Below are 26671 nucleotides of genomic sequence, written 5' to 3' on the forward strand. Positions count from 1 at the left end.
TCCAGATTGTACGGTAAGAACGTAACTGGCGAGGATTATATTCCTTAAAGACTACCTTGCCTCCCATGTCCTTAAGTCACTAAAATTAGCCTTAAATAACAAGAGGCCGCCTCACTTTTGAGACGGCCTCTTGAACGATTTGATTATCTTTTCAGCGGTGAGGGAGGGATTCGAACCCTCGGTACAGTTTCCCGTACGTCAGTTTAGCAAACTGATCCTTTCGGCCTCTCAGGCACCTCACCGGGCGGGTTCCAATCGAACCTCGTTTCAATATGTTCCCCTTTTTTCGGGATTGCAAATATAGCAATTAGGGTAAGCTGACAAAAAAAATTATTGTATTTGTTGTAAGCGGTTGGGAATGTTGGGGATATATTAAGAACGTTAACTTTTTTTAACAAAAATCCTGATAAAAAAAGTCCTCGAACATATCTTCTTGCGTTGATTTTTGTAGTTTGCCGGTGAGATGCTTCCGGCTTTTGTCAATTTACAACATTTTCGTTGTAGGTCCCGGCAACTTTTAATGATAATAAAATCCATCTTTTTCCAATAAAAGTCCATTTTGATTATTTGTAATACGCTGTAATTTCATCACGCCGATTATTTCTGACCTGCTGAATTTGTCAGTCATACACACAATGCCGAAACCAAATGCTTACAGCCAGCGAATGAGTATCTGCGTCATGAAAACTTATTATTAAACTTGTTATCGTTGCCTTAGTTATGATAAAACGAATAACCGCGATGCTCAGACATCGATTTAACCCGGTCTTGATTTTGAGCCTTTTCATCCTTTTATCGGGGTGTCTTGAATCTGCCGCAGCAACAAGAATAAAAGTGAGCGACACCATTGACCTTAGGGGCAAATGGCGGTTTCAGACAGACCCGGAAGACGCCGGGGTTCGGGAGACCTGGTATAAAAAACGCCTTACAGGTACCATTAGTTTACCGGGTTCGATGGTGAGCAACCATTTAGGCGATGAAATTACGGTCAACACGCCGTGGACGGGTGGTATTGAAGATTCATCATGGTTCCGGAAACCGGAATACGCCAGGTATCGGCAGCCCGGACACATTAAAGTACCTTTTTGGCTGCAACCCGAAAAATACTACAAGGGCGTTGCATGGTACCAGGTTGATGTAAGTATTCCTGCGGCATGGCAGCGCAAAGCTGTTGAGCTTTTTATCGAACGGGCTCATTGGACAACCGCTGTTTATATTGATGATAAGTTAATCGGGACGGAAAATAGCCTGGGCACACCGCATCAATACGTCGTGTTAAAAGGGCTGTCCGCCGGTTGGCACAGGCTTTCAATACGCGTAGATAACAGGATTAATGAAATTAATGTGGGGCAAAACTCGCACAGCATAAGCGATCACACACAGGGTAATTGGAACGGAATGGTTGGCCGGATATATCTGGCAGCGAAACCTGTATGCTTTATTAAAGATGTTCAGTTATACCCGGATATTGACAGGAAACAAGTTTTAGCCCGGGTGGTTCTTGAACATAACCGGCAAAGCGGAAAAAAAGCAAGGCTTACGCTTCAGGCAGTTTCGGCACAAAGTAAAGTTGCTTTACCCGTTGTAACTAAAAATAGCGCGGGGCCCCTGTCAGATACCATCGATGTTATATACCCGATGGGCGCCCATCCGGAGCTATGGAGCGAACATCACCCTAATTTGTATACAATGCGGATCAGCCTGGCTTCCGATGCAGGGAGGGACGTACGGTTAGTTCATTTTGGTATGCGTAAATTCAGTTCCGAAGGCACACAGTTCCGGATTAACGGCCACCCAACTATGTTGCGCGGTACACTTGATTGCGCTGCGTTCCCATTAACCGGATATCCGCCAACGGATCTGTTCTCCTGGCTGCAAATTTTGCGGACTTGTAAAGCATTCGGTTTAAATCATATCCGTTTTCACTCCTGGTGCCCGCCTGAGGCCGCATTTGAAGCCGGCGACAAACTGGGCTTTTATTTCCAGGTAGAATGCTCATCATGGGCCAACCAGGGTGCTGTTATTGGTGATAGCGCACCGCTGGATAAATACATCTGGCGGGAAAGTAAAAAAATCGTCGAAGCATATGGAAATCACCCATCCTTTTGTTTAATGGATTATGGAAATGAGCCCGCAGGCAAAAATATGACCAGGTACCTGACCAGCTTTGTAAAATACTGGCAAGCAAAAGACCCCAGGCATTTATATACAAGCGGTTCGGGGTGGCCTATTATTGCCGAAGCTGATTACAACAGTACGCCCGACCCGCGCATTCAGCATTGGGGAGAAGGGATCAATAGCATCATTAACGCGCAAAAGCCTTCTACAGATTATGATTGGTCGGCAATTATTTCAAAGTGGCAGCATCCTACGGTTAGCCACGAGATTGGCCAATGGTGCGTGTACCCTGATTTTAAAGAAATCAGCAAATACAAAGGCGTTTTTAAAGCCCATAATTTTGAAATATTTCGTGATCAGCTTGCAGCAAACGGGTTAAGTGGTTATGAAGCACAATTCTTGAATTCCTCGGGTAAATTGCAAATACTTTGTTACAAGGCTGATATAGAGGCTGCGCTGCGGACAAAAGGCTTTGGCGGCTTCCAATTATTGGGCCTCGAAGATTTCCCCGGCCAGGGAACGGCATTGGTGGGCGTACTTAATGCCTTTTATCAGCCCAAATCATATATTACAGCCGCAACGTATAGCCGGTTTTGCAATGACGTGGTGCCTTTGGCCCGTTTCCCGAAGATGACATATTTTAACGATGACGTACTGAATGTTCCGGTGGAGGTTTCTCAATTTTCAGAGCATGTGCTAAAAGGAGTTTGTCCAAACTGGGTCATCACAGATGCAACAGGGAAGGCCATCTTTTCAGGCCAATTCGGCAAAAGTAATATTGCTGAAGGGAACGGTATTTCGCTCGGCATAATAAAAGCCGATCTGAAAAGTGTTACCGAACCCTCGGAATTGACGCTTACCGTTAATGTTGGCAGGTATGCCAATAACTGGCAGTTCTTTGTTTATCCCCGGGATGTTAAACAATCTGAATCAGAGATTATTATAACCGACAGGCTGACAGATGATATTGCTGCGCAACTGAACAAGGGAGCAAAAGTGTTGTTGACCCTAAAAAAAGGGAGTTTGAAAGATGAATATGGAGGAAACATAGCTATCGGGTTCTCCAGTATTTTCTGGAATACGGCCTGGACACACGGGCAGGCGCCGGAGACACTCGGTATTTTGTGCGATCCCCGCCATTCTGCATTTAAATACTTCCCGACGAAAGGTTATTCTGATTACCAATGGTGGGACGCAATGACGCATAGCAGCCCAATCATGCTCGACAGCGTAGCGGAGGGGTTAAACCCTATTGTCCGTGTTATTGATGATTGGGTGAAGGCCAGATCGCTTTCGTTATTGTTTGAGTGCAGGGTTGGACAAGGTAAACTGATGGTTACCGGTATTGACCTGCTGACAAATATGGCGGCCAGGCCGGAAGCAAAGCAACTGGCTTACAGTCTTGAAAATTATATGAAAAGCGATGGGTTTAAGCCCAAAACAACCATTGAATTAAGCAGGATCAGAGCTTTGTATAATACAGCCGATTGATATCAATAAATAGTTTGGCCGGCGTAATTGCGATTTACCTAAGAGCACTTGCTTCTTAAATCGCTGTTATCGCATCTTTTAACTCCGCGCCGATAAATGGACTTAACTGCTGGGCAGCGGTGTTGATGCCGTTAGCCGTAAAATCGTAAATTGATTGAGCGGTAAGCTTGCCTGTGCCTGTATCTATCGTCCATTTTTCTTCCAGCAGTTTCCGGCCTGCGCCGCCGCCGCCATTATCGTCGTAATAGCTAAGCGTAAGATTGGCGCCGTTTAATGCCGCTATTACGTAACCGTTGTGGCCGAGCGGTATATTGCCGTTGATTACCTCACGCTGACGCTGGTCGTAAATTACCAGGTTCCGGTTTTCGGGGCTATGCGGCATATTGTTCTTGGGCCGTTTAATCCCTCCCTGTACATATAACTCTACCGGCATGCCACTGTTACCAACACAGCGGGCGAAAACATTGGCCCCGTTATGCATTTTGTTGGCGCCGTAAACCGAAAACCAATGCTCGTGCCCCCAAAGCCAGATCAGGTCTCTGCCGGGGTTCATAAGGGTCGAAATCGAGTTCATCGGTCCGGGAAATTCCGCTTCGAATGCTGAGAAACATTGGTGGTGACTCAGCAGTATAATGCCGCGCTTATCCGCATTCAGTTGTACAACGTCCTGCAGCCAGTGTTTCTGTTCCGGGGTGATGTCCAGCGCCGGGTTAGGGGCAAGGTGCAGGGGCGGCAGCAATGACTCGTAGCCTGTATCCAGGCCAATTATGCGCCAGTAATCGTTCTCAAGGCAGAAGAAACCAGCCTTCTGCGTTTGGCCGGAGGTTCCCATCCTTGGCAAAAGCTCCGTATAAAAACTTTTCCCGCTTGAATACATTTCATGGTTGCCGGCCAATGCAAAGCTGCCCGACTTACCGTAAGGCCAGCTGCCCTGGTTTTCCGGGAAAAAGTTGGCGGCAATTTCATCGTGCTTACCTATAAAGTAGGTGTCTCCCAGGTGTATATTATAATCGTTCTCTGTCCCCACCTGTTGTGCAATAAGCTGCGACTCTTTGGTGTTGCTTGCCCAGTCGGCAAGAATACCAATGGTAGCAGTGTTTTCCGTTTCACTTTGTATCTTAAAAATTCCGTTATTGGCCGGATCATCATAAGTAGGATAAGGCGCGAACGGCGCAGTAAAAGGCGCCCCGATGGTTTTAAGCACCCAGCTCCATACGTTCTCGCTGATTAATTCTCCATCGTGATAGATAGCCGGCACATCTTCGCCAGAGGCTTCTAACGCCTTCCATTGGCTGGTGATCGGGCTGTGGCCCAGGTCCAGCAGTTCGCTTTTGTCTTTCATACAGATCTTATTATGACCAACCGGCCCTTAATACCCTTAATGCGTTATTGAAACATATATCCTCTATTTCTTGCGCCGAAAAATCGTCTGCCATCGCCTGTCTTAACCGGTCGATAAAAGCAATATGCGGAATGTCTGAAGGCACCGTAGTAAAGCCATCCAGATCGGTACCGATAGATATGATTTTTACATCCCCGGTAGCTTCTCTTATCCATTTCATGGTGGCAACCACATTTTTGAGCCCTTTATCGTGTACAAGCAGCGTATCCTGCTGTTCGTCGCCGTTTTGCCAGTAATTCATCAGGATCATGCCAAGCGTACCACCGTATTTGTGTATCCGCAAAACTTCGTCAAGGGAAGGCAGTATCAGGTGATCGCTGTCGCTCAACATGTACGGGTCTACCATTATGCGAACGCCGGTGTGCGAAAAAATAACCGGGCGGGTAACCTGTCCGGCTTCATTCCGTGCATCCAGTATCTCGTAGACGCGGTTGCGTGTCAACTCAGACGAATGAACAAGGTCGATGATCATCCCATTATCCTGGCACCAATTGATCACGGCCTCGCCAACTTCGGGAGTAAGCCCGGGCGGATTGCCGCTTATAAGATTATAGCCAAGAAATTTCGCTTCGCCCGGCGGAATTCCGCCGCCCGAATCAGTAACCTCGTTCGGAAAGAAATGACCGAGCGTTATAACGCATACACCTGCTGCTTTATAGGCAGCCAGGTTGTCAAGATATGCTTGTACACCGCCCAGGTTGCGGCCAATTTGGTGCGCGCCTTCCAGTGCATGCAAAATAATGGTCTTTCCGGCGCTTAGGGCAGTGTCAAAATCTGCGAGGTTTTTAGGTATCACCGCATTAAATTCCGGCGGAGCGTCGGCTACCTTTTTATCCATGGCGCGTATACCGCCCATAGCCTGCTCAAAAACATTGGTTACCTCGTCGTTACGTTCAAATTTTTCGGCATACGACAAGTGTATCCCCTCAAGTAATTTAAAAAGCCATGCTGTTTTTGGCATGTGCTTCAATCCCTGTTCAGGTACGTACTGGTACGAGATGATTACCTTTACATTGCCTTCCCGCATTCCGGGCAGATCATAATGCATAGTACCGGGGACAAAATCGTCTTGAGGTTTATGGGCAGCGGAAAAATCTGCATCGCACAAATAAACTTTCAGCGATGGATGGCAGTGAATATCGAATATCGGGGTCATGTGTAAAAATTTAGGTGTGCTGATGTTTTAATGCCAGTTCCTGCCCAACGATTCTTAAGTGGTTAAGCCTCTGAGGTCAGGCCGCACAAACAAACACATCATAAAACTGATGACACTAAACCTTTATGAAATAAGCTTTAGTGCACTGCTTTGACCTGTAGTATGTGCAATATTATTTATACTGATTTTTTAAACCCCATCTGATTAGGGAGCAGCTGGGTCTTCTACCATAGCTATCGTAATGTATTAATATACAGATGCTATGATAAATTTAAGAAGTGTTTTTTGAAATCGAAAAATATTTTTAAATAATATTTGTCTGCTATGGAAAAATATCTCCGCTGAAGACAGGCCTTTTGAAAGCAGGACCTCAATGCTGTACATGCCTGCGGTAATACCGCTTAACGCGCACGCGCAAAATGTCGTAAACCAGGGCGTAGGCGACTACTGCGGCAGGGATAATAAAAGCCCTGTACCGGAGCAGGCGAAACAGGTAACCACCCAGCAGCGCGCCACCCATAAAACAAAAAATGATAACCAGGCGGAGCCGGATGCGGGGTTTCAGTACCGCACGCTCGGTTTCTTCCCTGCGAAAGAGTTGAGCAATCTCAATACCGAGGTCGGTAAAGGTTCCGGTAAGGTGAGTAGTACGGACGACAGAACCCGACACCAGCGACACCAGCGCATTCTGCATACCCATTCCGAAAAGCAGACTGCCTGCAAAGAAAGCTTTTTGGAGAAGCCCGCCGTGGTATTCATTGCCCCCGGAAGCTAGTATCAGCAATATCATAAGCTCCATGAGCAGCGGGGCCACGTAGGCATAACGGTGATTTCGTCCGATAACGGATACAAGTAAGCTGGAAGTGACGGCGCCTGCGAGGAACAGCAGCATCCATAAGGCCACTATGGCCGCATTGGCCCAGTCCTTAACGGCCAGGCGTTCGGCAAAAAGTGCGGCATGGCCGGTTACATTAGTAGTAAGCACAGCAAAAGCCAGGAACCCGGCTGCATTAACAAAACCGGCTGTAACCCCTAAAAGAGAGGCCAGTTTTACATTGTGCCTGAAAGTACGCTTATTGCCCTGGTGCCTTAACATGATAATATTGCAGTAAAAATAAATAATTCTACAGAAGCTGCGGGCAACACTCGCGGGAGGCGGTCCGACAGAACTGCTGACACCCAATATATCCCCTATCCGGGTGAGGACCTTTGCAGGAATAAATAATAAATTTAAATGTTGCCTGCAATGTTGAAATAAAAAAATAAATTGAGTGCAACGTATTTGCAATTTTAAGAGTCTTGTATCACAAATAAGAAATCCTAATTTTTTCGACAATGCTAAGAAATTACCTTAAGATCACATGGAGAAACCTGCTTAAGCACAAAGCGTTTTCTTTTATCAATATTATCGGCCTGGCTATCGGTATGGCCAGCTCTGCATTGATATTGCTGTGGATTAATAATGAACTGAGTTTTGACCGTTTCCATAAAAATGAAGACAGGTTGTATACCGTTTACAACCGCTCGGTTTTTGATGGCAAGCTTTGGTGCTGGAATACTACCCCAAAAGTAATGGGCAAAACCCTGAAAAAGGAATATTCGCAGTTTGAGCAGGTAGCCAGGGTAACATGGAATAATACCTTTTTATTCACAGTAGGAGAGAAGCGACTGAATATTTCCGGCAATTGTACTGACCCGGATTTCCTGACCATGTTTAGTTTCCCGTTAATTAAGGGGAACCCCAAAACGGCATTGAATGAGGTTCATGACATTGTTATAACCGAAAAGATGTCGAAAAAGCTTTTTGGCGATGCTGACCCGATGGGTAAAACTATAAAGGTAGACAGTAACGCTTATTTTACCGTTACCGGCCTGATGAAAGATTTGCCGCCTAACACCCGCTTTAAATTTGAATACCTAATGCCCTGGGAATACCTGAAAAAGATAAAACAGGACGACGATTACTGGGGCAACAACTCTATCCAGACCTACGTGATGTTGAGAAAGGGCGTGACCGAAGCACAAGCGAATGCCGCAATATTGCATGTTACCAAAGACCACTCGGATACCAAAGACATTGACCAGTTTATACATCCGATTGCAAAATGGCACCTGTATTCGAAGCCGGAAAATGGCAAGTTAGTTGGCGGCGCTATAGAAAAAGTGAAGATATTTTCCATCATAGCAGCATTCATCCTCCTTATAGCCTGTATCAACTTTATGAACCTGAGCACAGCCCGTAGTGAGAAACGTGCGCGCGAAGTGGGTATCCGCAAAGTTGTCGGCGCCCTGCGTAATTCATTGATTTCCCAATTTTTAGGCGAATCGATTTTGATCGCATTGATATCGGGTATCATTGCGCTTGTAATCGTACAGCTTAGCCTGCCGGCTTATGATAAGCTGGTTGATGCGCAATTAACCGTTCCGTACAGCAACCCGGTTTTTTGGGCGTTTTTCCTCGGATTTATAATATTAACCGGGGTAATATCCGGCAGCTATCCCGCATTGTATCTTTCATCATTTAAACCTGTAAGTGTGCTGAAAGGCACCTTTAAAGCAGCCAATGCACTGGTAACCCCACGCAAAGTCCTGGTAGTTGTTCAGTTTTTGTTTGCCACTGTGTTGATAATATGTACCATTATCATCCGCGAACAACTGCAATATGCGCAAGACAGGGATACAGGCTATAAAAAAGATAACCTTGTATATGTATTTATGACAGGCAACGTTGAAAAGAACTACGAAGCTATAAAAAACGACCTGATAAGCGGCGGCGCTGCTGCGGCTGTTACAAAAACCAGCGCGCCTATTACAGAAGGCTGGAGCGATAGCTGGGGATTTATGTGGAAAGGAGCGCCTCCAAAAAATAAAATCGACTTCAATATATTTAATACCGATGGCGACCTGGTGAAAACCATGGGGCTCAAGATTATCCAGGGCCGCGATATCGACCCGAAAATATACCCTACAGACTCCACAGCCATTTTACTGAATGAGGCTTCGGTAAAAATAATGGGCCTCAAAGATCCGGTTGGTGAAATAGTAACCAATGGCGAGGGTAAAGATGCCCGCCAACTGCACGTGGTTGGGGTAGTTAAGGACTTTATCCTTCAGTCGCCTTATGAGCCTGTTAAGCACATGATCATACAAGGGCCTAAATCATGGTTCAATGTGATTCATTTCAGGATGAATAATGCGCATACAACAGCAGATAACCTGAAACGCGCTGAAGCGGTATTTAAAAGATATAATCCTGATTATCCATTCGAATATAATTTTGTTGACCAGGCTTATGCCCAAAAGTTTGGAGCAGAACAACGGATAGGCACCCTCGCCAGCTTATTTGCCGGGCTTACTATTGTTATTTCATGCCTTGGCTTGTTTGGTTTGGCTGCCTACATGGCTCAAAACAGGCTGAGAGAGATTGGCATCCGCAAGGTTTTAGGCGCGTCTGTTATGGGTGTGACCACCATGTTATCGAAGGACTTTTTGATACTGGTAATGATCTCGTTTGCAATAGCTGCACCTATTTCGTGGTACTCAATGCATAAGTGGCTTAGCAATTATTCGTACCGCGTGCCTATCAGTATCTGGGTGTTTGTGATGACGGCGGCCATTACCGTCTTAATAGCAATAGCAACGGTGAGTTTCCAGGCCATAAAGGCTGCGTTAACCAACCCCGTAAAGAGCCTGCGGGGAGAATAAATTGTGATTAGTTACTGGTTGTTAGTCATGGGGTGAAAGTCACCCCTTCTAATGACCGGTGACGAATGACCAACGACAAAATCATGTTAAGAAACTATTTTAAAATCGCCTGGAGAAATCTTAAGAAGAACAGGCTTTACGCTTTTGTAAATATTACCGGATTAACGGTTGGTATTGTAAGCTGCCTGTTGATTGGTATTTATATTAAAAGCGAACTGAGCTACGATCGTTTTAATGAAAATGCCGACAGGATAGTGAGAGTGACGATGGATTATGGCCAGGGTGGAGCGCCGCAGAAAATAGCGGTCACAGGTACGAAGGTCGGGCCGCAGTTTAAACGTACCTTTCCGGCAGTGCAGGATTATGTACGGATTGAAAAACGTGGCGCAGTAGTCAGTTACGATAATCAGAATTTTGAAGAGACCGCCTTGCTGTATGCCGATCCTTCCTTTTTTAACATTTTTTCATATAAGCTGATCAAGGGCGATGGGCAGTCTTTAAATTCAACCGATAAAATTATTTTAACTGAAAGCACCGCCAGGAGATACTTCGGCGATGCGGAAGCGATTGGCAAAACCTTAAAGATATCCGATAAAAATTATACGGTTTCAGCCATCGCTGCTGACGCGCCTACTAATTCGCAGATACAGTTCGACTTTATATTGTCGTTTAAAGGTTTGCCTGCAGCAGCTACTGAAAAGTGGTGGGAGGCCAACTATATCACTTACCTGCTGCTGGAAAATAAGGAGCAAGCCCAGTCTCTGCAAAAACAAATTGCAGGTTATATGAGCACTATAAGCCGCAATGAGCTCAAAATGACCGGCAGCCAGTACCTTACGTATCACCTGGAGCCGCTCACCAGCGTGCACCTGCACTCCAATTTACCCGATGCCTTCGAGCCAAATGGCAGCATGACATATATTTATATATTGATTATTGTAGCGGCGCTCATACTCGTTATTGCCGGGGTCAATTATGTTAATCTTTCTATCGCACAATCTGCCGGGCGCAGCGCCGAAATCGGTATACGGAAGGTAATGGGAGCAGGCAAGGGGCAGCTTTTCAGGCAATTTATCGGTGAATCGGTTTTAGTTACAGGGTTGGGTGTTTTATTAGCCATTGGGTTGGCATTCGCAGTGCTGCCGTATTTCAACAATATCGCAGGCAAGGCGTTTACGTATGCCGCTATTTTAGATCCGGTTATACTTGGCAGCCTGATTATATTGGGTTTGGGTATCGGTTTTGCGGCCGGCGCTTACCCGGCATTGCTGCTGTCTGGTATCAAACTTGTCAAAATATTGAAGTCAGGATTTTCGTTTACATCAGGCCAGGGTGTACGTAAATCGCTGATGGTTTTCCAGTTTGTAATTTCAATTTTCCTGATTATTACGACAGTAGTGATATTGCAGCAGCTATCATACATTCGTAATAAGGATATCGGCTACAACAAAAGCAATGTGGTGGTTTTGCCCATAAATTGGAAGATGCTGCCGAAAGTTGAAGGGTTAAAGAACGAGATTAAAAATATCCCCGGCGTATCTGGCGTTGCAGCTGCAAATAACGAGCCTGTTAACGTTCAATGGGGTGACGGTATAACAAGCGCCGACGGTAAAGCTATATCTGTAAACGCCTTACCGATGGATGAGGATTTTATAAAAACCATGCAGCTGAAAATTGTTGCAGGCAGCGATTTTAGCCAAACCGATGTAGCGCAGATAGACACCACTGATGGCGGTAAAAATTTCCGCTATACGTTTATGCTGAACGAGACCGCCGCCCACGATATGGGTTGGACACCCGAGCAGGCTATTGGTAAGGAAATTTCAAAAGGTGCGCCCGGCAGAATTAAGGCAGTGGTAAAAGACTTCAATTTTAAGTCGTTTCATGAGCCGATCGGCCCGCTGCTGATTTTTCTTGACAAATTCCAGACTCAAAAGTTATTGGTACGGATAAATAGCAATAACACTGCACAGGCAATAGCCGGGATTGAGCAAATATGGAAAAACCGCGTGCCCGAAAGGCCGTTCTCCTACAAATTCCTGGATGATGACTATGACGCGCTTTATCGCAGCGAACAACGTACCGCAGGAGTATTCACCACATTTTCAGGATTAGCCATATTGCTGGCCTGCCTGGGCCTGTTTGCAGTTACCGCTTATGCTGTGTTGCAGCGTACAAAGGAAATTGGCATTCGCAAAGTGCTTGGCGCAACGGTATCAAACATAGTATTGCTGATTTCAAAAGACTTTTTAGCGCTTGTTGTTATCGCTACCATTATAGCATCACCCATAGCATGGTATATGGCTCATTCATGGCTGCAGGATTTTGCGTATCGCGTAAATATTCATTGGTGGATATTTATTGCAGCCGGCGCCGCTTCGTTAATTGTTGCAGGCATAACCGTTAGCATACAGGCTATTAAAGCAGCATTGACCAACCCGGTTAAGAGCCTTAAGTCGGAATAAGAAAAGCAGCGGTAGCAGTGGTGGGTAGCAGTTTTTACTGGTGCTCACCTTTCCTGTTTAACAAATAATCATGTTTTTTAACTGCTGCTCCCCATTGCCACTAAAAACTTTTTTCGTACAGATGCAACGTCCCCGGAAGAAATGTAGTCTATTACGTAAATAAACTTAGAGCGATGAAAACTTACCTTTTAGTATTGGCGCTTGCATGTGCAGGCACAGTAGCTTCGGCCCAAAGCAACTGGGATAAAACTCCTTATCAAACCAAATCGTTATCAGGCGACGCTATAAAAAATGTATTTGTAAAAACCTCCGGCGGAAGTATTACGGTTAGCGGCGGCGGCGAATCGCCACGTGTCGAGATTTACGTTAATGGCAACAACGGCCAGGAATTATCCAAAGAAGAAATTGAAAAACGCCTTGCCGCAGATTACATCCTTGATGTTTCGGTAAGCAACCACGAATTACATGCAACCGCTAAACGCAAGCATGAAGGTTTTAATTTCAACTGGAGAAGGCAGCTGAATATCTCTTTTAAAGTTTACACCGGCAGGGATGTTGATACACACTTAAACACGAGTGGCGGGAGCATCCATCTCAGTAATCTGAATGGTCACGAAGAGTTTGAAACGAGCGGCGGCAGTTTGCATGTTGCAGGTCTTACCGGTGTAATTAAAGGTGGTACATCAGGCGGCAGCATCGAAGTAGCCGACTCTAAAGATAATATCAGCCTTGAAACCAGCGGAGGTTCTGTACGGGCTACAAATTGCCAGGGAAATATTAAGCTCGGTACATCAGGTGGTTCAGTACGCATGGAGGCCCTGAAGGGTACTATTCACGCTGAAACCAGCGGCGGCAGTATTAATGGCCGTGATATTGAAGGCGAGCTGGTTACCGGTACGTCCGGCGGCAGCGTCAATCTTTCAAACATGGCTTGCAGCCTTGATGCCTCTACCAGCGGTGGCAGCATGCATGTTGAAGTGACAAAACTGGGGAAATATGTTAAGCTGGAATCAAGCGGTGGCCATGTTGATTTGAAGCTGCCTGACGGACAGGGCATGAACCTCGACCTGTCAGCGAGCCGGATCAGTAAAGTTACGCTTAATAAGTTTAGCGGTGAATGGGAAAAAGACCGCGTTAAAGGTACCATAAATGGCGGTGGTGTGCCTGTAAAGGTTGATGCCAGCGACAGCCTTAACCTCAGCTTTAATTAATAGGTTAAATAGTTTCATGTAAACGGCCCCGGTGTGCTAAAAGCGTCATCGGGGCCGTTTTTTTGTGACATAGCCGTCATTTTTGCATTTATGTGCCGCACAACCTACGAAACTGTTCGCAGTCGACACACATAGTGTACGGTTCTGATACAGTTCCTGTAGTAAATAATTGTTAATTTATTGATATACAGTATATTGTATAATTGGTACGCCTTTTAAGCCAGATAACAGAGGCTACTCATATCCTGCCAGGTATTTAGCTGCAGGGCTCAATCCAACTAATGTTAACAGTCTATGATTAAGAATTTTATTATAACAGCTTTACGTAACCTGAAAAGAAATAAAATATTCTCGTTTATCAACGTTTTCGGCCTTTCTGTGGGTTTAACCTGCTGCATGTTGATCAGCGCCTATTTATATAAAGAGCTGACTTATGATACTTATCCGGCAAATGCTGATCAAATTTACCGTGTCGAACTGCATTCAAACAGCGGCGATGCGTCTGCAGATTTCCCCAACGTGGATATAGCGGTTGGCCCAGGCATAAAAAACGCGTTTCCGGAAGTTACTGATGTGACGCGAATTGAGAGCCGAGGCCCGGTTTTCGTTAAATACAACAATACCAAATTTAAAGAGGAAAAAATTATTGATGCCGACGCCTCTTTTTTCAATATGTTTTCTATCCCGCTGGCAGATGGTGACAATGGGAATGCATTGACTGAACCCAACGCCATCGTACTAACCCGGGATTTCGAGAAGAAATATTTTGGCGGCGCATCTTCCTTAAATAAAATAATAACCGTAGATGGAAAACCGCTTAAAGTGACCGGTATCATTGAGCGGTTCCCTGAAAACTCCCATTTTCATGCAGATGCTATTATAAGCTCGTCCACCTATATTTCACCAACCAGGAAAATGACCTGGAGCAATATCGGCTATTATACATATATCTCTGTTCGGCCCAATACTGACATTAAAAAACTGGAGGCTGGTTTTAAAGGCCTGGTGGCTGAACACGTGGTGCCGGAAGTTCAAAACGATATGGGCATTAGCCTCGCCGAAGCGCAAAAAACCGTGAATTCTTTTGTTTTCTTCCTGGAACCGTTGAAAGACATTCACTTGCATTCTGCTACCAAATATGAGTTTGAGGCCAACGGCGACATTCATTATATCTACATTTTCGGTGCGCTTGCTTTGTTTATTTTGCTGCTGGCCTGCATTAACTTTACTAATCTTTCTACTGCAAGTTCTACCAAACGGTCAAAAGAAATAGGCATTCGTAAAGTACTTGGCTCAGAAAAGAATGCGCTGGTATCACAATTTTTAACCGAATCGGTAATACTGACAGCCATTGCTATGTTGTTCGCGCTTGGATTTATCTACCTGCTGTTGCCATATTTCAATAACCTCGCCGGCAAAAATATCACCATTGGCTTTTTCTTTAGTTCTGCTACTGTTATAGCAGAGGCTTTATTGATTTTATTTGTTGGGATAGTTGCCGGCATTTATCCTGCATTTTTCCTGTCATCGTTTAAGATATTATCTGTTTTAAAAGGAAACGGAACGGCGCCTTCTGCAGGCAGGGGCAGATTGCGCAGCAGCCTTATTGTATTGCAATTCTCCATATCCACTGCATTGATCATCGCAACGTTTGTTGTTTACCAGCAATTGCATTTTATGCAGGACAAAAAGCTTGGTTACAATAAAGACCAGGTACTGGTTATAAATGATGCCAATACATTAGGCAGTAATATTTCAGCGTTTAAGCAGCAACTGTTAACGGATAGCCGCGTGGTAAATGCCACTATCTCAGACAATATACCGGGCTATAAGCGTATGGGCGGAACTGAAGTTTATGCGTCTGATATCCCCGCAGGGGGTAAACAGCTCCCGATAAATATTTACTGGATTGAAAGTTCGTATATCCCCACCATGGGCATGCAAATTGCCAGGGGCCGTAACTTCTACCCGGAAGGTAACGCCGACTCAGTTTCAATAATCATTAACGAAGCAGCCGTACGTGATCTTGGCTTCCGGAATACAGATCCAATAGGGAAGACCATCATCCGTTCAGGCCAAAGGCATTACACCGTAGTTGGCGTGGTAAAGGATTTTAATTATACCTCTGCCAAGCAAAAAATTGCGCCGCTGATGATGTTGCCGGCGAATAATAGCGCGGGCTCTGTTATCGTGAGGGTCAAAACGGCTGACGTTCACCAATTAGTTGATAATATCAGCAGCAAATGGGCTTCGTTTCATCCGGAAGCCCCTTTCAGCTATTCGTTTTTAGATCAGCAGTTTGCATCGCTTTACAGCACTGAGCAGCGTACCAGCCATATCTTCACATCGTTTGCGGTAATAGCCGTAATTATTGCCAGCCTGGGCTTATTTGGCCTGGCGGCATTTATGATAAGGCAGCGCGTTAAAGAAATCGGCATCCGCAAGGTGCTTGGCGCCAGTCCGGCAGGTATCACGCTAATGATTTCGAAAGAGTTTTTAAGGCTGATTTTGATCGCAGCACTGGTAGCATTCCCGCTGACATGGTTTGCAATGAACAAATGGCTGCAGGATTTTGCTTACCGTATAGAAATACAATGGTGGGTGTTTGTGCTGGCAGGCGGCATAGCCTTGTTGGTTGCCGCTATCACTATCAGTTTTCAATCGGTAAAGGCATCGCTGGCAAACCCGGTTAAGAGCCTGCGGAGTGAGTAGGCAGCAGAGGTTAGAGACCAGAGCTCGGGAAGAAGCATTGAAAAAGTGAACAATTGAATTAATGAACCAATACAATGATTAAAAATTATCTCAGGAGCGCCTTGAGAAATATCAAAAGGCATCCGTTTATCTCTTTCATTAATATATTCGGCCTTACAGTAGGGCTCAGCTGCTGCCTGCTGATCTTGGCCTATATTATCAATGAGCGCAGCTACGATAAGTTCAATAGCAAGGCCAACGACATCTATCGTGTTACGCGCATTTTTTACACGGCGCCTGGTGTGGAAAACCTGCATCTGAGCGCTGTGGCGCCGCCTTTCGGGCCGCTGCTGCAAAATGCATTTCCGGACATACAAAAAATAACCCGCGTACTGCCTAACGGAACCACCGCCTTAAAATATAAAGACAAGCTTTTTAATGAAAAAGGCGCTGCTTTTGCCGATGAGAATTTCTTTACTTTTTTTGACGTGCCGGTTGTTAAAGGCGACAGGAAAAACGGCCTGCTTGATCCTTACAGCATAATGCTGTCAGAGGCGATGGCTAAAAAATATTTTGGCGATGAAGACCCGATTAACAAAGGCATCCGGCTGGATAATATCGGCCATGATTTTAAGGTAACCGGCATTTATAAGTCATTTCCTGCTAACTCGCACATGCATCCGGAAATATTGATGTCCTTCAATACATTAAAAGACACAGCCATTTACGGCGAAAAACAGTTGCAAACCAATTTTGGGAATAACTCATTTTATACATTCCTGCTTTTTCCAAAGGATTATAACGTTGAGCATGTTAAGGCGCAGCTGCCTGATTTTCTGGATAAATATGTTCACCTGAACGGAATGCCGGGCAATTTAAAAACACACCAGGTTACATCGCTTACCTTTCAAAAGTTAACCGACATTCATTTGCGGTCGCACCTGGACGATGAGTACGAAGAAAATGGCGATATCAGCCGTGTTTATATATTCTCGGCAATTGCCCTGTTTATTTTGCTGATAGCCTGCATCAATTACATGAATCTGTCGACCGCCCGTTCTGCATTAAGGGCAAAGGAGATCGGTATACGCAAGGTGATCGGCGCGCAGCGTAAGGAGATCATTTTTCAATTCTTAAGTGAATCAGTGCTGATCACCTATATGGCGCTGGTGCTGGCGGCAGGTATTACCGCAGCGTGCATACCACTGGTTAACAACATGGCATCGCAGCACCTGTCTATCCAAAGCCTGCTGCAGTGGTATGTTTTCGCGCCCATTTTATTGCTGCCATTTATCATTGGCATCATCAGCGGCATATATCCGGCTATATTCATGTCCTCGTTTTTACCGGTGAGGGTACTTAAAGGCATAGTAAAAGCAGGGCAGGGCGGGCTGTCATTCAGAAAAGTTCTGGTTGTGCTGCAGTTTTCTATATCTATCATACTTATAGTAGCTACCACTGTAGTTTTTCAGCAGCTGCAATATATACAAACCAAGGCTCTCGGCTTTAACAAAGACCATATTGTCACCATGGACTATGTAAACAGACTGACGCCGCAATTTGAAGGGTTTAAAGACGACTTAAAGAAGAATGCCTTTATAAAAGACGTAGGCCGGTCATCCCGCATACCATCCGGCCGGTTGCTGGATGATCAGAACGCCCAGTTAATTAACGGTGGCGCATCACAGGCCATAAAAATTGATCTGAAATACATTACCACCGACTATGGCTTCATCCCTACTTATGGTATGCAGCTGGCATCGGGCCGTAATTTTGCTAAAGAGTTTTCTACCGACACCAACAACTTTATCATCAACGAAGAGGCGGTAAGGCAATTTGGCTGGACAAATCAAAATGCACTCGGCCGGGATCTGCAGTACGGGGATGTTAAAGGTAAGATCATTGGTGTGGTAAAAGACTTCCATTTCGAATCATTACATCAAAAGATCATACCGCTTCTGTTCGCATTGCCACCCGCCAAAAGCAGCTATTACGGCAAAATATCTATAAAGATTGACGGCAGGGACCCCAGGGCCGCCATACAGGCCATACAAGATACCTGGCGAAAATATCTGCCGGAGTCGCCTTTTGATTATAGTTTCCTGGACGATAAATTCGGCCAGTTGTATAACAGCGAACAGCAGCAGGGCAGCCTGTTTACCATATTTTCATGCATTGCCATCTTTATAGCTTGCCTGGGCTTATTCGGCCTGTCGGCATTTACAATTACCCAGCGCATTAAAGAAATCGGCGTACGTAAAGTATTGGGCGCCAGCGTTCCGCAGATTGTAAGAGAGCTGTCTAAGGATTTTATGATACTGGTGATTATTTCAGCACTTATTGGTCTCCCGCTTGCGGCCTGGGCGATGAATAAATGGTTCCTGGCAGGTTTTGCCTTCCGGATTAATGTAAGTATTTGGGTGCTGTTAATGGCGGGCGTATCGGCTTTAATAATCGCGTTTATAACCATAAGCTTCCAGTCGATAAAAGCAGCGTTGATGAACCCGGTTAAGAGCCTTAGAAGTGAGTAGCTGTTTGCAGTTCAGAGAAATCAACGGCTATTAGCTATAAACCACGACCAAAAAAAATAATTGACTTAATAAATCACATATGATAAAAAGCTATTTCAAAACAGCGTTGCGGGGTTTTAAAAGGCACAAGTTGTTTACCTTCATCAATGTAATCGGTTTGTCTATAGGGATAAGCGCCTGCCTGGTAATTTACATGATTGTACATTACGACCTCACCTTCGATAAATTCCATAAAGATAGCGACCGGATTTATCGCGTAGTGTCTTACTATACCTTCCAGGGCGAAAAGGGTTATAATTCCGGTGTTTGCGGCCCACTGCCGGGCGCACTTAAAACCCAGGCGACCGGTATAGAAACAGTGGCGCCTTTCTTCACCTTATATCAGCCTAATGTATTTGTTGCCGGTAACGGGAATGTACCGGTAAGGTTTAAAAATCAGGACGATGTGGTATTGGCGGGCCCGGAATATTTCAAAATATTCAATTATACCTGGCTGGCTGGCAACGCTAAAAGTGCGCTTGACGCTCCTAATCAGGTCGTGCTTACTGATGAGCAAGCCGCGAAGTATTTCCCCAAACTGGATTATCACCAGGTGATCGGTAAAATAGTGACATATGATACTGTTAAAACTACAGTTACCGGGATTGTGCAGAAGCTAAAGCAAAACAGCGACTTCACCTTTCACGATTTTATTTCGTATACCACCGGTACGGCAGTTAAAGACCTGAAAGACCAGTTGCAGCTGACAGAGTGGGAAAGCACAACATCGGCATCGCAGCTGTTTATAAAAGTATCGCCAACGACAAATGCAGCAGCGCTTGAAAAGCAGATTAATGTAATACTCAAAAAAGCCAGTCCGCCTAAAAAAGAAGATAAAGGCAACACCCACGGCTTTAAACTGCAGCCATTAAGTGACCTGCATTTTAACGGCGATTACGGTAATTTCGACAATGGCCATATAGCCAGCAAGACGACCCTGTACTCATTAATGCTGATTGGTGTATTTCTGCTGATACTCGGTTGCATCAACTTTATTAATTTAACTACAGCTCAGGCCGCTCAGCGTGCTAAAGAAATAGGTATCCGCAAAACCATGGGCAGCGACCGCAAACAACTGATTTTTCAGTTTTTGAGTGAAACATTCCTGGTTACCACAACAGCGGTAATCATTTCGGCTGTGCTTTCGCCTTTCATTCTTAAGCTCTTTTCCGATTTCGTTTCTCCAAACATAAAAGCCGACTTTATAGGGCAACCTGTCCTGATTGTTTTCCTGGTGGTATTAACCGTTGTAGTAACGCTGTTTGCAGGGTTTTACCCTGCGATCCTGTTATCAAGCTATAAACCGGTACAGGTGCTTAAGGGGCAGTCGGCAACAAACAACAGCAAGACGCGTAAAGCACTGCTCCGCAAATCGTTAACGGTAACCCAGTTTGTAATTGCCCAGTTCTTTATCATAGGGACAATACTGGTGAGCAAGCAGGTTTATTACGCACTGCATAAGGACCTTGGCTTTAAAAAAGATGCCATCATAGTGATGAATACGCCGTGGAAAAACCGGACAGACGCCCGTAACCAGGTTTTGGTGAATGCATTCCGTGCATTACCACAGGTAGAGCGCGTAAGTATCGGCGGCAATCCGCCATCGTCAGGCGGCACCAATTCAACCGAAGTGACTTATATGGATGGTAAAAAGGAGATTAAAACCGATGTGCAGTTAAAGTTTGCTGATGAAAATTACATGGATGTTTACCGGTTAAAAGTTGTGGCAGGCCGAAAACTCCAGGCCAGCGATAGCGGCAAGTATGTTGTCATCAATCAAAATTATGCAACACTGCTTGGTTTTAAGAACCCGCATGATATTATAGGTAAAACCCTGGAGCATTTTAATAGCGAAAAGAAACTGGAAGTTGCAGGGGTAGTTGCAGATTTTCACCAGAAATCGTTGCATGACCCTATAAAGCCAATGGCGATATATATTGGCCGCACCAAATTTATGAAAGGCTACCTGCATATTGGCCTGCGCCCGGAAACACCGGGCGGTAACGAGTGGAAGACAGCCATTGCATCGATGCAAAAAACATGGAAACAGGTTTATCCGGATGACGATTTCGATTATAGCTTCTTTGACCAGAATATTGCTAAGTTTTACGACGCTGAACAGCATACTTCGTCCCTGCTCCGCTGGGCAACGGCGTTGTCGATATTTATCAGCTGCCTTGGTTTGCTGGGTTTGGCCATTTACACCACCAACCAGCGCACCAAGGAGATTGGCGTACGTAAAGTGCTGGGCGCATCGGTAGCGTCTATTGTCAGGCTGTTATCAGCAGAGATGATGTGGCTGATACTGCTTTCGTTTATATTGGTTACGCCGCTGGCCTGGTTAGGGATGAACAAGTGGATGCAAAGCTTTGCCGACCGCACAACAATTAGCTGGTGGATATTTGCCCTTAGCGGGACGGGGATGCTTTTAGCGGCTTTATTTACATCGAGTTTCCAAACTATTAAGGCTGCGATTGCCAATCCTGTAAAAAGTTTGCGATCTGAGTAAAATAGATGACTAATCCTTTATTTTTTCATAACCCGATAGTTAACTTTAGGAGCTAACTATCGGGTTATGCGATTTGTAACCTAACCTGCAACTATTAACCATAAACCACTATATGCTTAAAACTAACCTAAAACTCGCATTACGCAACATTTTTACCAATAAGCTTTACTCTGCCATAAATATTATTGGACTTGGGGTAGCCAGTGCATTTTGCATACTTGTTTACCTGTATGTAAAAAATGAACAATCTTTTGACCGTTTTCATCATGATCAATCGCAGCTATTCCGGTTAGAACAAACCGAAAAGGATGAACCGGCTGCCGATAAAAAAAGCCGCAGCTTGTTTTCTTTTCTGATGAAAGACGAGGAGCAGCAAAATATGATCGTAACGCCTACGGAATTGGCTATCGACATTAAACGCAATTTTGCTGAGGTGGAAAATGCTGTGAGGATAGGGGGCATGGGCAGCGTTAACATCAGGGTTGGCGGTCGCACCTTTAAGGAGAATGACAACGTGGAATACGTGGATGCCGACTTCTTTAAAGTTTTTAACTATCCTTTGGTTAGCGGAGACAAAGCGAATGTGTTGGCTGGCCGTAACACTGCCGCGATAAGCGAACGACTGGCTCAAAAATATTTTGGTAAAAACGATCCTGTTGGTAAGACGGTGATATTTGCTGACGATGAAAAACAGCCGCCCATCACCATAAGCGGTGTTTTTAAGAATTTTCCTGCTAATTCAAGCTTCCAGTATGACCTATTGGTGCCGATGGAATCCGACCCGAATTATGCAGGTAACCTTGCGGATGGTTTAAACTCAGCAAATAAATTACTGATCCTGAAATTGAAGAAAAATGTTGATGTGAACTCGTTTCAGCAAAAATTTAACCGGTATGCTAAAATATTATATAAGCCTTATAATGAACGATTAAAAAGCCAGATACCTGACTACAAGGTATCAGATCCACATTTTATTTTACGCCCTTTTGCCGATGCGCATTACAATGCCAGCCGGGGATGGGGGCATTTTACCGATTTGAAGAATATCTATCAATTGGTTTGCCTGGCGGCTGTTATATTGCTGATAGCTTGTTTAAACTACGTTTTGCTAACGCTCACCAATACGGTATCGCGCTCGCAGGATGTGGGCATTCGCAAAACTATTGGGGCCAGCAAGAAGCAAATTATCTTTAAATACTATTTTGAAACACAATTGCTGGCTTTTATGGCAGTAATAACCGGGTTGTTAATAGCCACAGCATGCATGCCGTTTTTTAGCCGGCTTACCGGTACGGAGTTTGCCATAGCAAACTTTTCCGGCTGGACTGTCGCAGGCTTACTATTGGCGCTTACGATAGCTTTGGGTTTATTGGCCGGTATATATCCAGCATTGGTAATGTCGGGGCTGAAGCCGCTGAATATAATGCGCGGGTTTTCAGCTTATCGTATCAGCCCGTTTTTGTCAAAGAGCCTGGTGATTATTCAATTTACCATTTGTGTTGTGCTTGTGATATCGGCGCTGGCTATAAATAAGCAAATGCATTTTATAAGCTCGGCTGATATGGGTTTTGATAAGGAACTGGTACTTCGTGTTGAAAATCCGTACGGCTGGAATAGCCCGCAAAAAGCGAACGTTTTGAATGAAAGGCTCAGACACTTTGCTGAGATCGACCCCAAGATACAGGATGTAACCAGTTCATCATTTTCGTTTGGCCTGCACAGCATGAACAATTTTTATTTTAACGGTGAAAAAACCATCGTTCAGTTTTTAAATGTGGATTATAATTATTTCGATTTCAATAAGATTCCAATCATTAAGGGGAGAAATTTTTCAAGGGACATAGCCACCGATAGTTTAAAAACTGTTATACCGGATTTAGAAAAATCGCACAAAGGAAGCTTGGCAAGGCATACTATTATTGTCAACCAAACGCTGTATAATTTGCTGGGAAAACCGGAATTAGGGGTTATTAACCGCACTATGGGCGGCATGATAATCGGCGTTTGTAAGGATTACCACACGGCTGACCTCACTAAAAAGATTGAGCCTGCTTATCACACAGTTAACTATGGCGATATTTACAGCTACTACATCAAGATAAAGCCGGGACAAAACATTCCGGAAACAATTACAGACATCAGAAATAATTGGGATAAGCTAACAGGCAACTTGCCCTTTAACTTCACCTTTGTCGATCAGGATATCGCAAAAAGTTACGATGCTTACCTGCGCTGGATGACTACCATAACAACGTCGTGCATACTTGCTATTATTATAGCATGCCTTGGCTTATTCGGATTGTCAGGACTTACTACCATCAACCGTACTAAAGAGATTGGTATACGCAAAGTGTTGGGTGCTTCGGTTAGTAATTTATTTTTATTGCTTAACCGTGGCGTTATCAGGCTGGCGATCGGTTCTTTCGTGATTGCAACACCCGTGGCTTTTTACCTCGTTCATCAATGGCTCGATAATTTTGCCTATCGCATAAAACCCGATTGGACGTTATTTACCGTTGCCGGAATTATCGCGCTAAGTACGGCTGTGCTCGCTGTGAGCTATCATACGGTTAGAGCAGCAATTGCTAATCCTGTAAAAAGTTTGCGGAACGAATAGATTCCAAAAGAAGTCTTAAAAAAGTCAGTAAAACCGGCAGTCCTTCGGTGTTAACTGACTTTTTTATTTTCCACACACGGGTAAACCTGTATCAAAACCGTACACCTACTGTTACACATACGAACATATTCGTATATCTAACTATGGTTCAAATTATTGATAATCAATAATTTGAATATTTGGTATGTCTTTTAAGTATATCATGCCAACAACATCTTTATCATGCTTAAAAATTACTTTAAGATTGCCTGGCGTAATATTGCACGTCACAAGGCCTATGCGGCAATAAACATTTCGGGATTGACGGTTGGTATAGCGGCCTGCCTGCTCATATATGTAGTTATACAATACGAGCTGAGTTTTAACACTTATCAGCCCAACTTTAAAAATATCTATCATGTTGTTTCAGAACAAAGCCGTGAAGGGGATATGGTTTATAACCCCGGCGTGCCTGTTCCGGCAACTGAGGCGCTACGGATTGACTTTCCTCAGATAACTGTAGCATCGCTGTTGTCCAATTATGGCAGCCAGATAACCGTTCCTGACGGTAACGCGCAAAATGGGCAGGGCGATAAAAAGTTTGCTGAAGACATAGGCGTGGTTTTTGCAGAACCGCAATACTTTGACATTTTCAGCGCAGCGTGGCTGGCAGGCAGCAAAGCGGCCCTTAAAGAGCCCAATATGGTAATTATAGATAAAACCCGCGCCGAAAAGTATTTTGGCACCTGGCAAAGTGCGATGGGTAAGATGCTTAAAATGGACAACCTGCTGAACTTAAAGGTTGCCGGTGTTATCACCGATGCTCCCGCGAACTCAGACCTTCCTTTCCGCATCATGGTGTCATTCATTACCTGCAAACAGCATCCTAACGAATATGGTTATGCCGATAGCTGGCATTCGCTAAGCAGCAACCACCAGGTATTTGTAAAGTTGCCTGAAAATGAGTCTGTAGCACGGATTAATGCCCAGCTGAAGACATTTGCCCACCGCCATGCCGGCGAAAAGGGCAAAGTAGGCTTATCGAATTTTTTACAACCACTTGGCGATCTTCACTTCGACAGGCGTGTCGGCAATACGCTGGGCGATCACCTTACCAGCAAATCTACGCTGCGCACGCTGTCATTTATCGCTATTTTGATAATCATAATGGCCTCTATTAATTTTATCAACCTTGCAACTGCGCAATCTGTAGGCAGGTCGAAAGAGGTGGGTATCCGAAAAGTGCTCGGCAGTTCACGCGGACAGCTGATAGGCCAGGTTATGGGCGAGACGACTATAATTGTTGCATTTTCGCTGTTGCTTGGGCTGATCGTAGCCAAAATAGCATTACCCTATTTAAAGAACATAGCCAGCGTTCCCGACGACATTGCACTGCTTAGTACAGGCAGCCTGACTTTTTTAGCATTGGCAACGGTAGTTATTATTCTTTTATCCGGGTTATACCCGGCGTTGGTAGTGTCGGGGTTTAAACCGGTACTGGCACTAAAAAATAAGATTACAGCAGCATCCATTGGGGGTATTTCGCTGCGGCGGGGATTAGTTGTACTGCAATTTGGTATCTCACAACTACTCATTATCGGTACTGTTATAGCGGTTAAACAAATGCGGTACGTTAACGAGGCCGACCTGGGTTTTAACAAAGAGGCGATACTGGTCATTCCCGGCCCAACAGACAGCATTAGTTTAAGTAAGATGGGCCCGTTTAAGGAGCAATTGCTGCAAAATCCGGCGGTGAAATCGTTAACTTTTATTTCAGATGTGCCCTCATCCGATAACAATTGGGGCACCAATTTCTATTTCAACAATGATACAAAGGATAACGGCATTACTACTTTCCTTAAATTCGGCGATGATGACTATTTTAAAACATTCCAGCTTCAATTTATAGCAGGCAAAGGTTACGACCGAAACGACACAGCCCGGCAGGCTGTAGTTAATGAGACATTCCTGAAAAAGCTGGGCATATTTGACGCGCAGAAGGCTATTGGCAAAACCATCCGTCTCGGGGCTGACAACAAGCCGTGGATCCCGATAGTTGGTGTGGTTAAAGATTTTAAAACCAATTCATTAAGAGAGTCAGTTAAACCTATTGTAATAACCCCCAGCAAAAAAGTTGAGGGCGAAGTTGCGGTGAAACTACAGACAAGCGACCTTAGCAAAACAGTAGCAGCCATACAACAACAATGGGAGAAAACTTATCCGGAATATGCCTATACAGGCTACTTCCTTGACGATAATATTGCACGTTTTTATCAGCAGGAAAACCAGCTGGCCCTGGTTTACAAAATATTTGCGGGTATAGCCATATTTATCTCCTGCCTTGGCCTTTACGGCCTGGTATCGTTCATGGTTGTACAGCGCACTAAGGAAGTAGGCGTGCGAAAGGTACTTGGCGCATCGGTTAAAAGCATCGTCTTCTTGTTTTCCAAAGAATTTATCATTCTTATCAGTGTAGCTTTCCTGATTGCCGTGCCTGTTTCATGGTACCTGATGCAAAGCTGGCTGCAAAGTTTTGTGTTCCGTATCAGCATCACCATTGATGTGTTTCTGTTTGCCGTTGTTGTCTCAATTATACTTGCGTGGTTTACAGTTGGATATAAGGCGATAAAAGCAGCTTTGGTTAACCCGGTAAAAAGTATGAGGAATGAGTAAGTGATGAGTAAGCAGCAGCCAGGAAATGCTTATTACTAAGTATGACTGCAACTGCGACTCACTGCCGTCATTGATTCCTTTGGT

At 44.7% G+C, this 26671-nt stretch carries 12 protein-coding genes and 1 tRNA gene; 9 read left to right on the plus strand and 4 right to left on the minus strand.

From position 1 onward, the window contains the following. Positions 1 to 155 precede the first annotated feature (155 nt). A tRNA-Ser gene (locus tag Q3W13_RS23255) sits at positions 156 to 242 on the minus strand. Positions 243 to 834: 592 nt separating this feature from the next. On the opposite strand from Q3W13_RS23255, the gene Q3W13_RS23260 reads away from it, so the two are divergent. After that, complete coding sequence (locus Q3W13_RS23260; RefSeq protein WP_302868110.1) at positions 835 to 3609, plus strand: sugar-binding domain-containing protein; 2775 nt, start codon at positions 835 to 837, stop codon at positions 3607 to 3609. A 55-nt stretch (positions 3610 to 3664) separates the two neighbouring features. On the opposite strand, the gene Q3W13_RS23265 is transcribed toward Q3W13_RS23260, so the two are convergent. From Q3W13_RS23265 to Q3W13_RS23275, 3 genes are all read right to left on the minus strand, one after another. Next, positions 3665 to 4951 carry a metallophosphoesterase gene (locus Q3W13_RS23265; RefSeq protein ID WP_302868112.1) on the minus strand — a complete coding sequence of 429 codons (1287 nt, stop codon included), beginning with the start codon at positions 4949 to 4951 and terminating at the stop codon, positions 3665 to 3667. A gap of 10 nt (positions 4952 to 4961) precedes the next feature. After that, complete coding sequence (locus Q3W13_RS23270; protein ID WP_302868114.1) at positions 4962 to 6167, minus strand: dipeptidase; 1206 nt, start codon at positions 6165 to 6167, stop codon at positions 4962 to 4964. A gap of 370 nt (positions 6168 to 6537) precedes the next feature. Further along, positions 6538 to 7263, minus strand: a complete 726-nt coding sequence (locus Q3W13_RS23275) for a YoaK family protein (RefSeq protein WP_302868115.1) — start codon at positions 7261 to 7263, stop codon at positions 6538 to 6540. Positions 7264 to 7502: 239 nt separating this feature from the next. On the opposite strand from Q3W13_RS23275, the gene Q3W13_RS23280 reads away from it, so the two are divergent. The 8 genes from Q3W13_RS23280 (at position 7503) to Q3W13_RS23315 (ending at position 26587) form a co-directional block, all read left to right on the plus strand. Beyond that, the gene (locus tag Q3W13_RS23280; protein WP_302868117.1) at positions 7503 to 9872 is read left to right on the plus strand and encodes an ABC transporter permease; all 2370 of its coding nucleotides are present in this window, start codon (positions 7503 to 7505) and stop codon (positions 9870 to 9872) included. A gap of 65 nt (positions 9873 to 9937) precedes the next feature. After that, positions 9938 to 12337, plus strand: coding sequence for an ABC transporter permease (locus Q3W13_RS23285; RefSeq protein WP_302868119.1), 2400 nt, complete (start codon positions 9938 to 9940; stop codon positions 12335 to 12337). A 173-nt stretch (positions 12338 to 12510) separates the two neighbouring features. Further along, positions 12511 to 13548 (plus strand): DUF4097 family beta strand repeat-containing protein, encoded by a 1038-nt coding sequence (locus tag Q3W13_RS23290; RefSeq protein WP_302868120.1) that lies wholly within the window; start codon positions 12511 to 12513, stop codon positions 13546 to 13548. Between the two features lie 294 nt (positions 13549 to 13842). Beyond that, positions 13843 to 16260 (plus strand): ABC transporter permease, encoded by a 2418-nt coding sequence (locus tag Q3W13_RS23295; RefSeq protein ID WP_302868122.1) that lies wholly within the window; start codon positions 13843 to 13845, stop codon positions 16258 to 16260. Between the two features lie 74 nt (positions 16261 to 16334). After that, positions 16335 to 18770 (plus strand): ABC transporter permease, encoded by a 2436-nt coding sequence (locus tag Q3W13_RS23300; RefSeq protein WP_302868123.1) that lies wholly within the window; start codon positions 16335 to 16337, stop codon positions 18768 to 18770. A 79-nt stretch (positions 18771 to 18849) separates the two neighbouring features. Beyond that, positions 18850 to 21318: an ABC transporter permease gene (locus tag Q3W13_RS23305; RefSeq protein ID WP_302868126.1), complete on the plus strand. Its 2469-nt coding sequence runs from the start codon at positions 18850 to 18852 to the stop codon at positions 21316 to 21318. 112 nt (positions 21319 to 21430) lie between these two features. Then, a complete protein-coding gene (locus Q3W13_RS23310) occupies positions 21431 to 23935 on the plus strand; it encodes an ABC transporter permease (protein ID WP_302868127.1) in 2505 nt (834 codons plus the stop codon). 222 nt (positions 23936 to 24157) lie between these two features. Beyond that, on the plus strand, positions 24158 to 26587 hold the full coding sequence (locus Q3W13_RS23315) for an ABC transporter permease (RefSeq protein WP_302868129.1): 2430 nt from the start codon (positions 24158 to 24160) through the stop codon (positions 26585 to 26587). Positions 26588 to 26671: the final 84 nt, after the last annotated feature.

The sequence above is a fragment of the Mucilaginibacter sp. L3T2-6 genome (assembly GCF_030519355.1).
In the GTDB taxonomy this organism is placed as follows: domain Bacteria; phylum Bacteroidota; class Bacteroidia; order Sphingobacteriales; family Sphingobacteriaceae; genus Mucilaginibacter.

Bases quoted from the DNA above. Each gene is read 5' to 3' on its own strand.
- Q3W13_RS23265 (WP_302868112.1), bottom strand. From the start codon at position 4,951: ATGAAAGACAAAAGCGAACTGCTGGACCTGGGCCACAGCCCGATCACC.
- Q3W13_RS23270 (WP_302868114.1), bottom strand. From the start codon at position 6,167: ATGACCCCGATATTCGATATTCACTGCCATCCATCGCTGAAAGTTTAT.
- Q3W13_RS23275 (WP_302868115.1), bottom strand. From the start codon at position 7,263: ATGTTAAGGCACCAGGGCAATAAGCGTACTTTCAGGCACAATGTAAAA.
- Q3W13_RS23280 (WP_302868117.1), top strand. From the start codon at position 7,503: ATGCTAAGAAATTACCTTAAGATCACATGGAGAAACCTGCTTAAGCAC.
- Q3W13_RS23285 (WP_302868119.1), top strand. From the start codon at position 9,938: ATGACCAACGACAAAATCATGTTAAGAAACTATTTTAAAATCGCCTGG.
- Q3W13_RS23290 (WP_302868120.1), top strand. From the start codon at position 12,511: ATGAAAACTTACCTTTTAGTATTGGCGCTTGCATGTGCAGGCACAGTA.
- Q3W13_RS23295 (WP_302868122.1), top strand. From the start codon at position 13,843: ATGATTAAGAATTTTATTATAACAGCTTTACGTAACCTGAAAAGAAAT.
- Q3W13_RS23300 (WP_302868123.1), top strand. From the start codon at position 16,335: ATGATTAAAAATTATCTCAGGAGCGCCTTGAGAAATATCAAAAGGCAT.
- Q3W13_RS23305 (WP_302868126.1), top strand. From the start codon at position 18,850: ATGATAAAAAGCTATTTCAAAACAGCGTTGCGGGGTTTTAAAAGGCAC.
- Q3W13_RS23310 (WP_302868127.1), top strand. From the start codon at position 21,431: ATGCTTAAAACTAACCTAAAACTCGCATTACGCAACATTTTTACCAAT.
- Q3W13_RS23315 (WP_302868129.1), top strand. From the start codon at position 24,158: ATGCTTAAAAATTACTTTAAGATTGCCTGGCGTAATATTGCACGTCAC.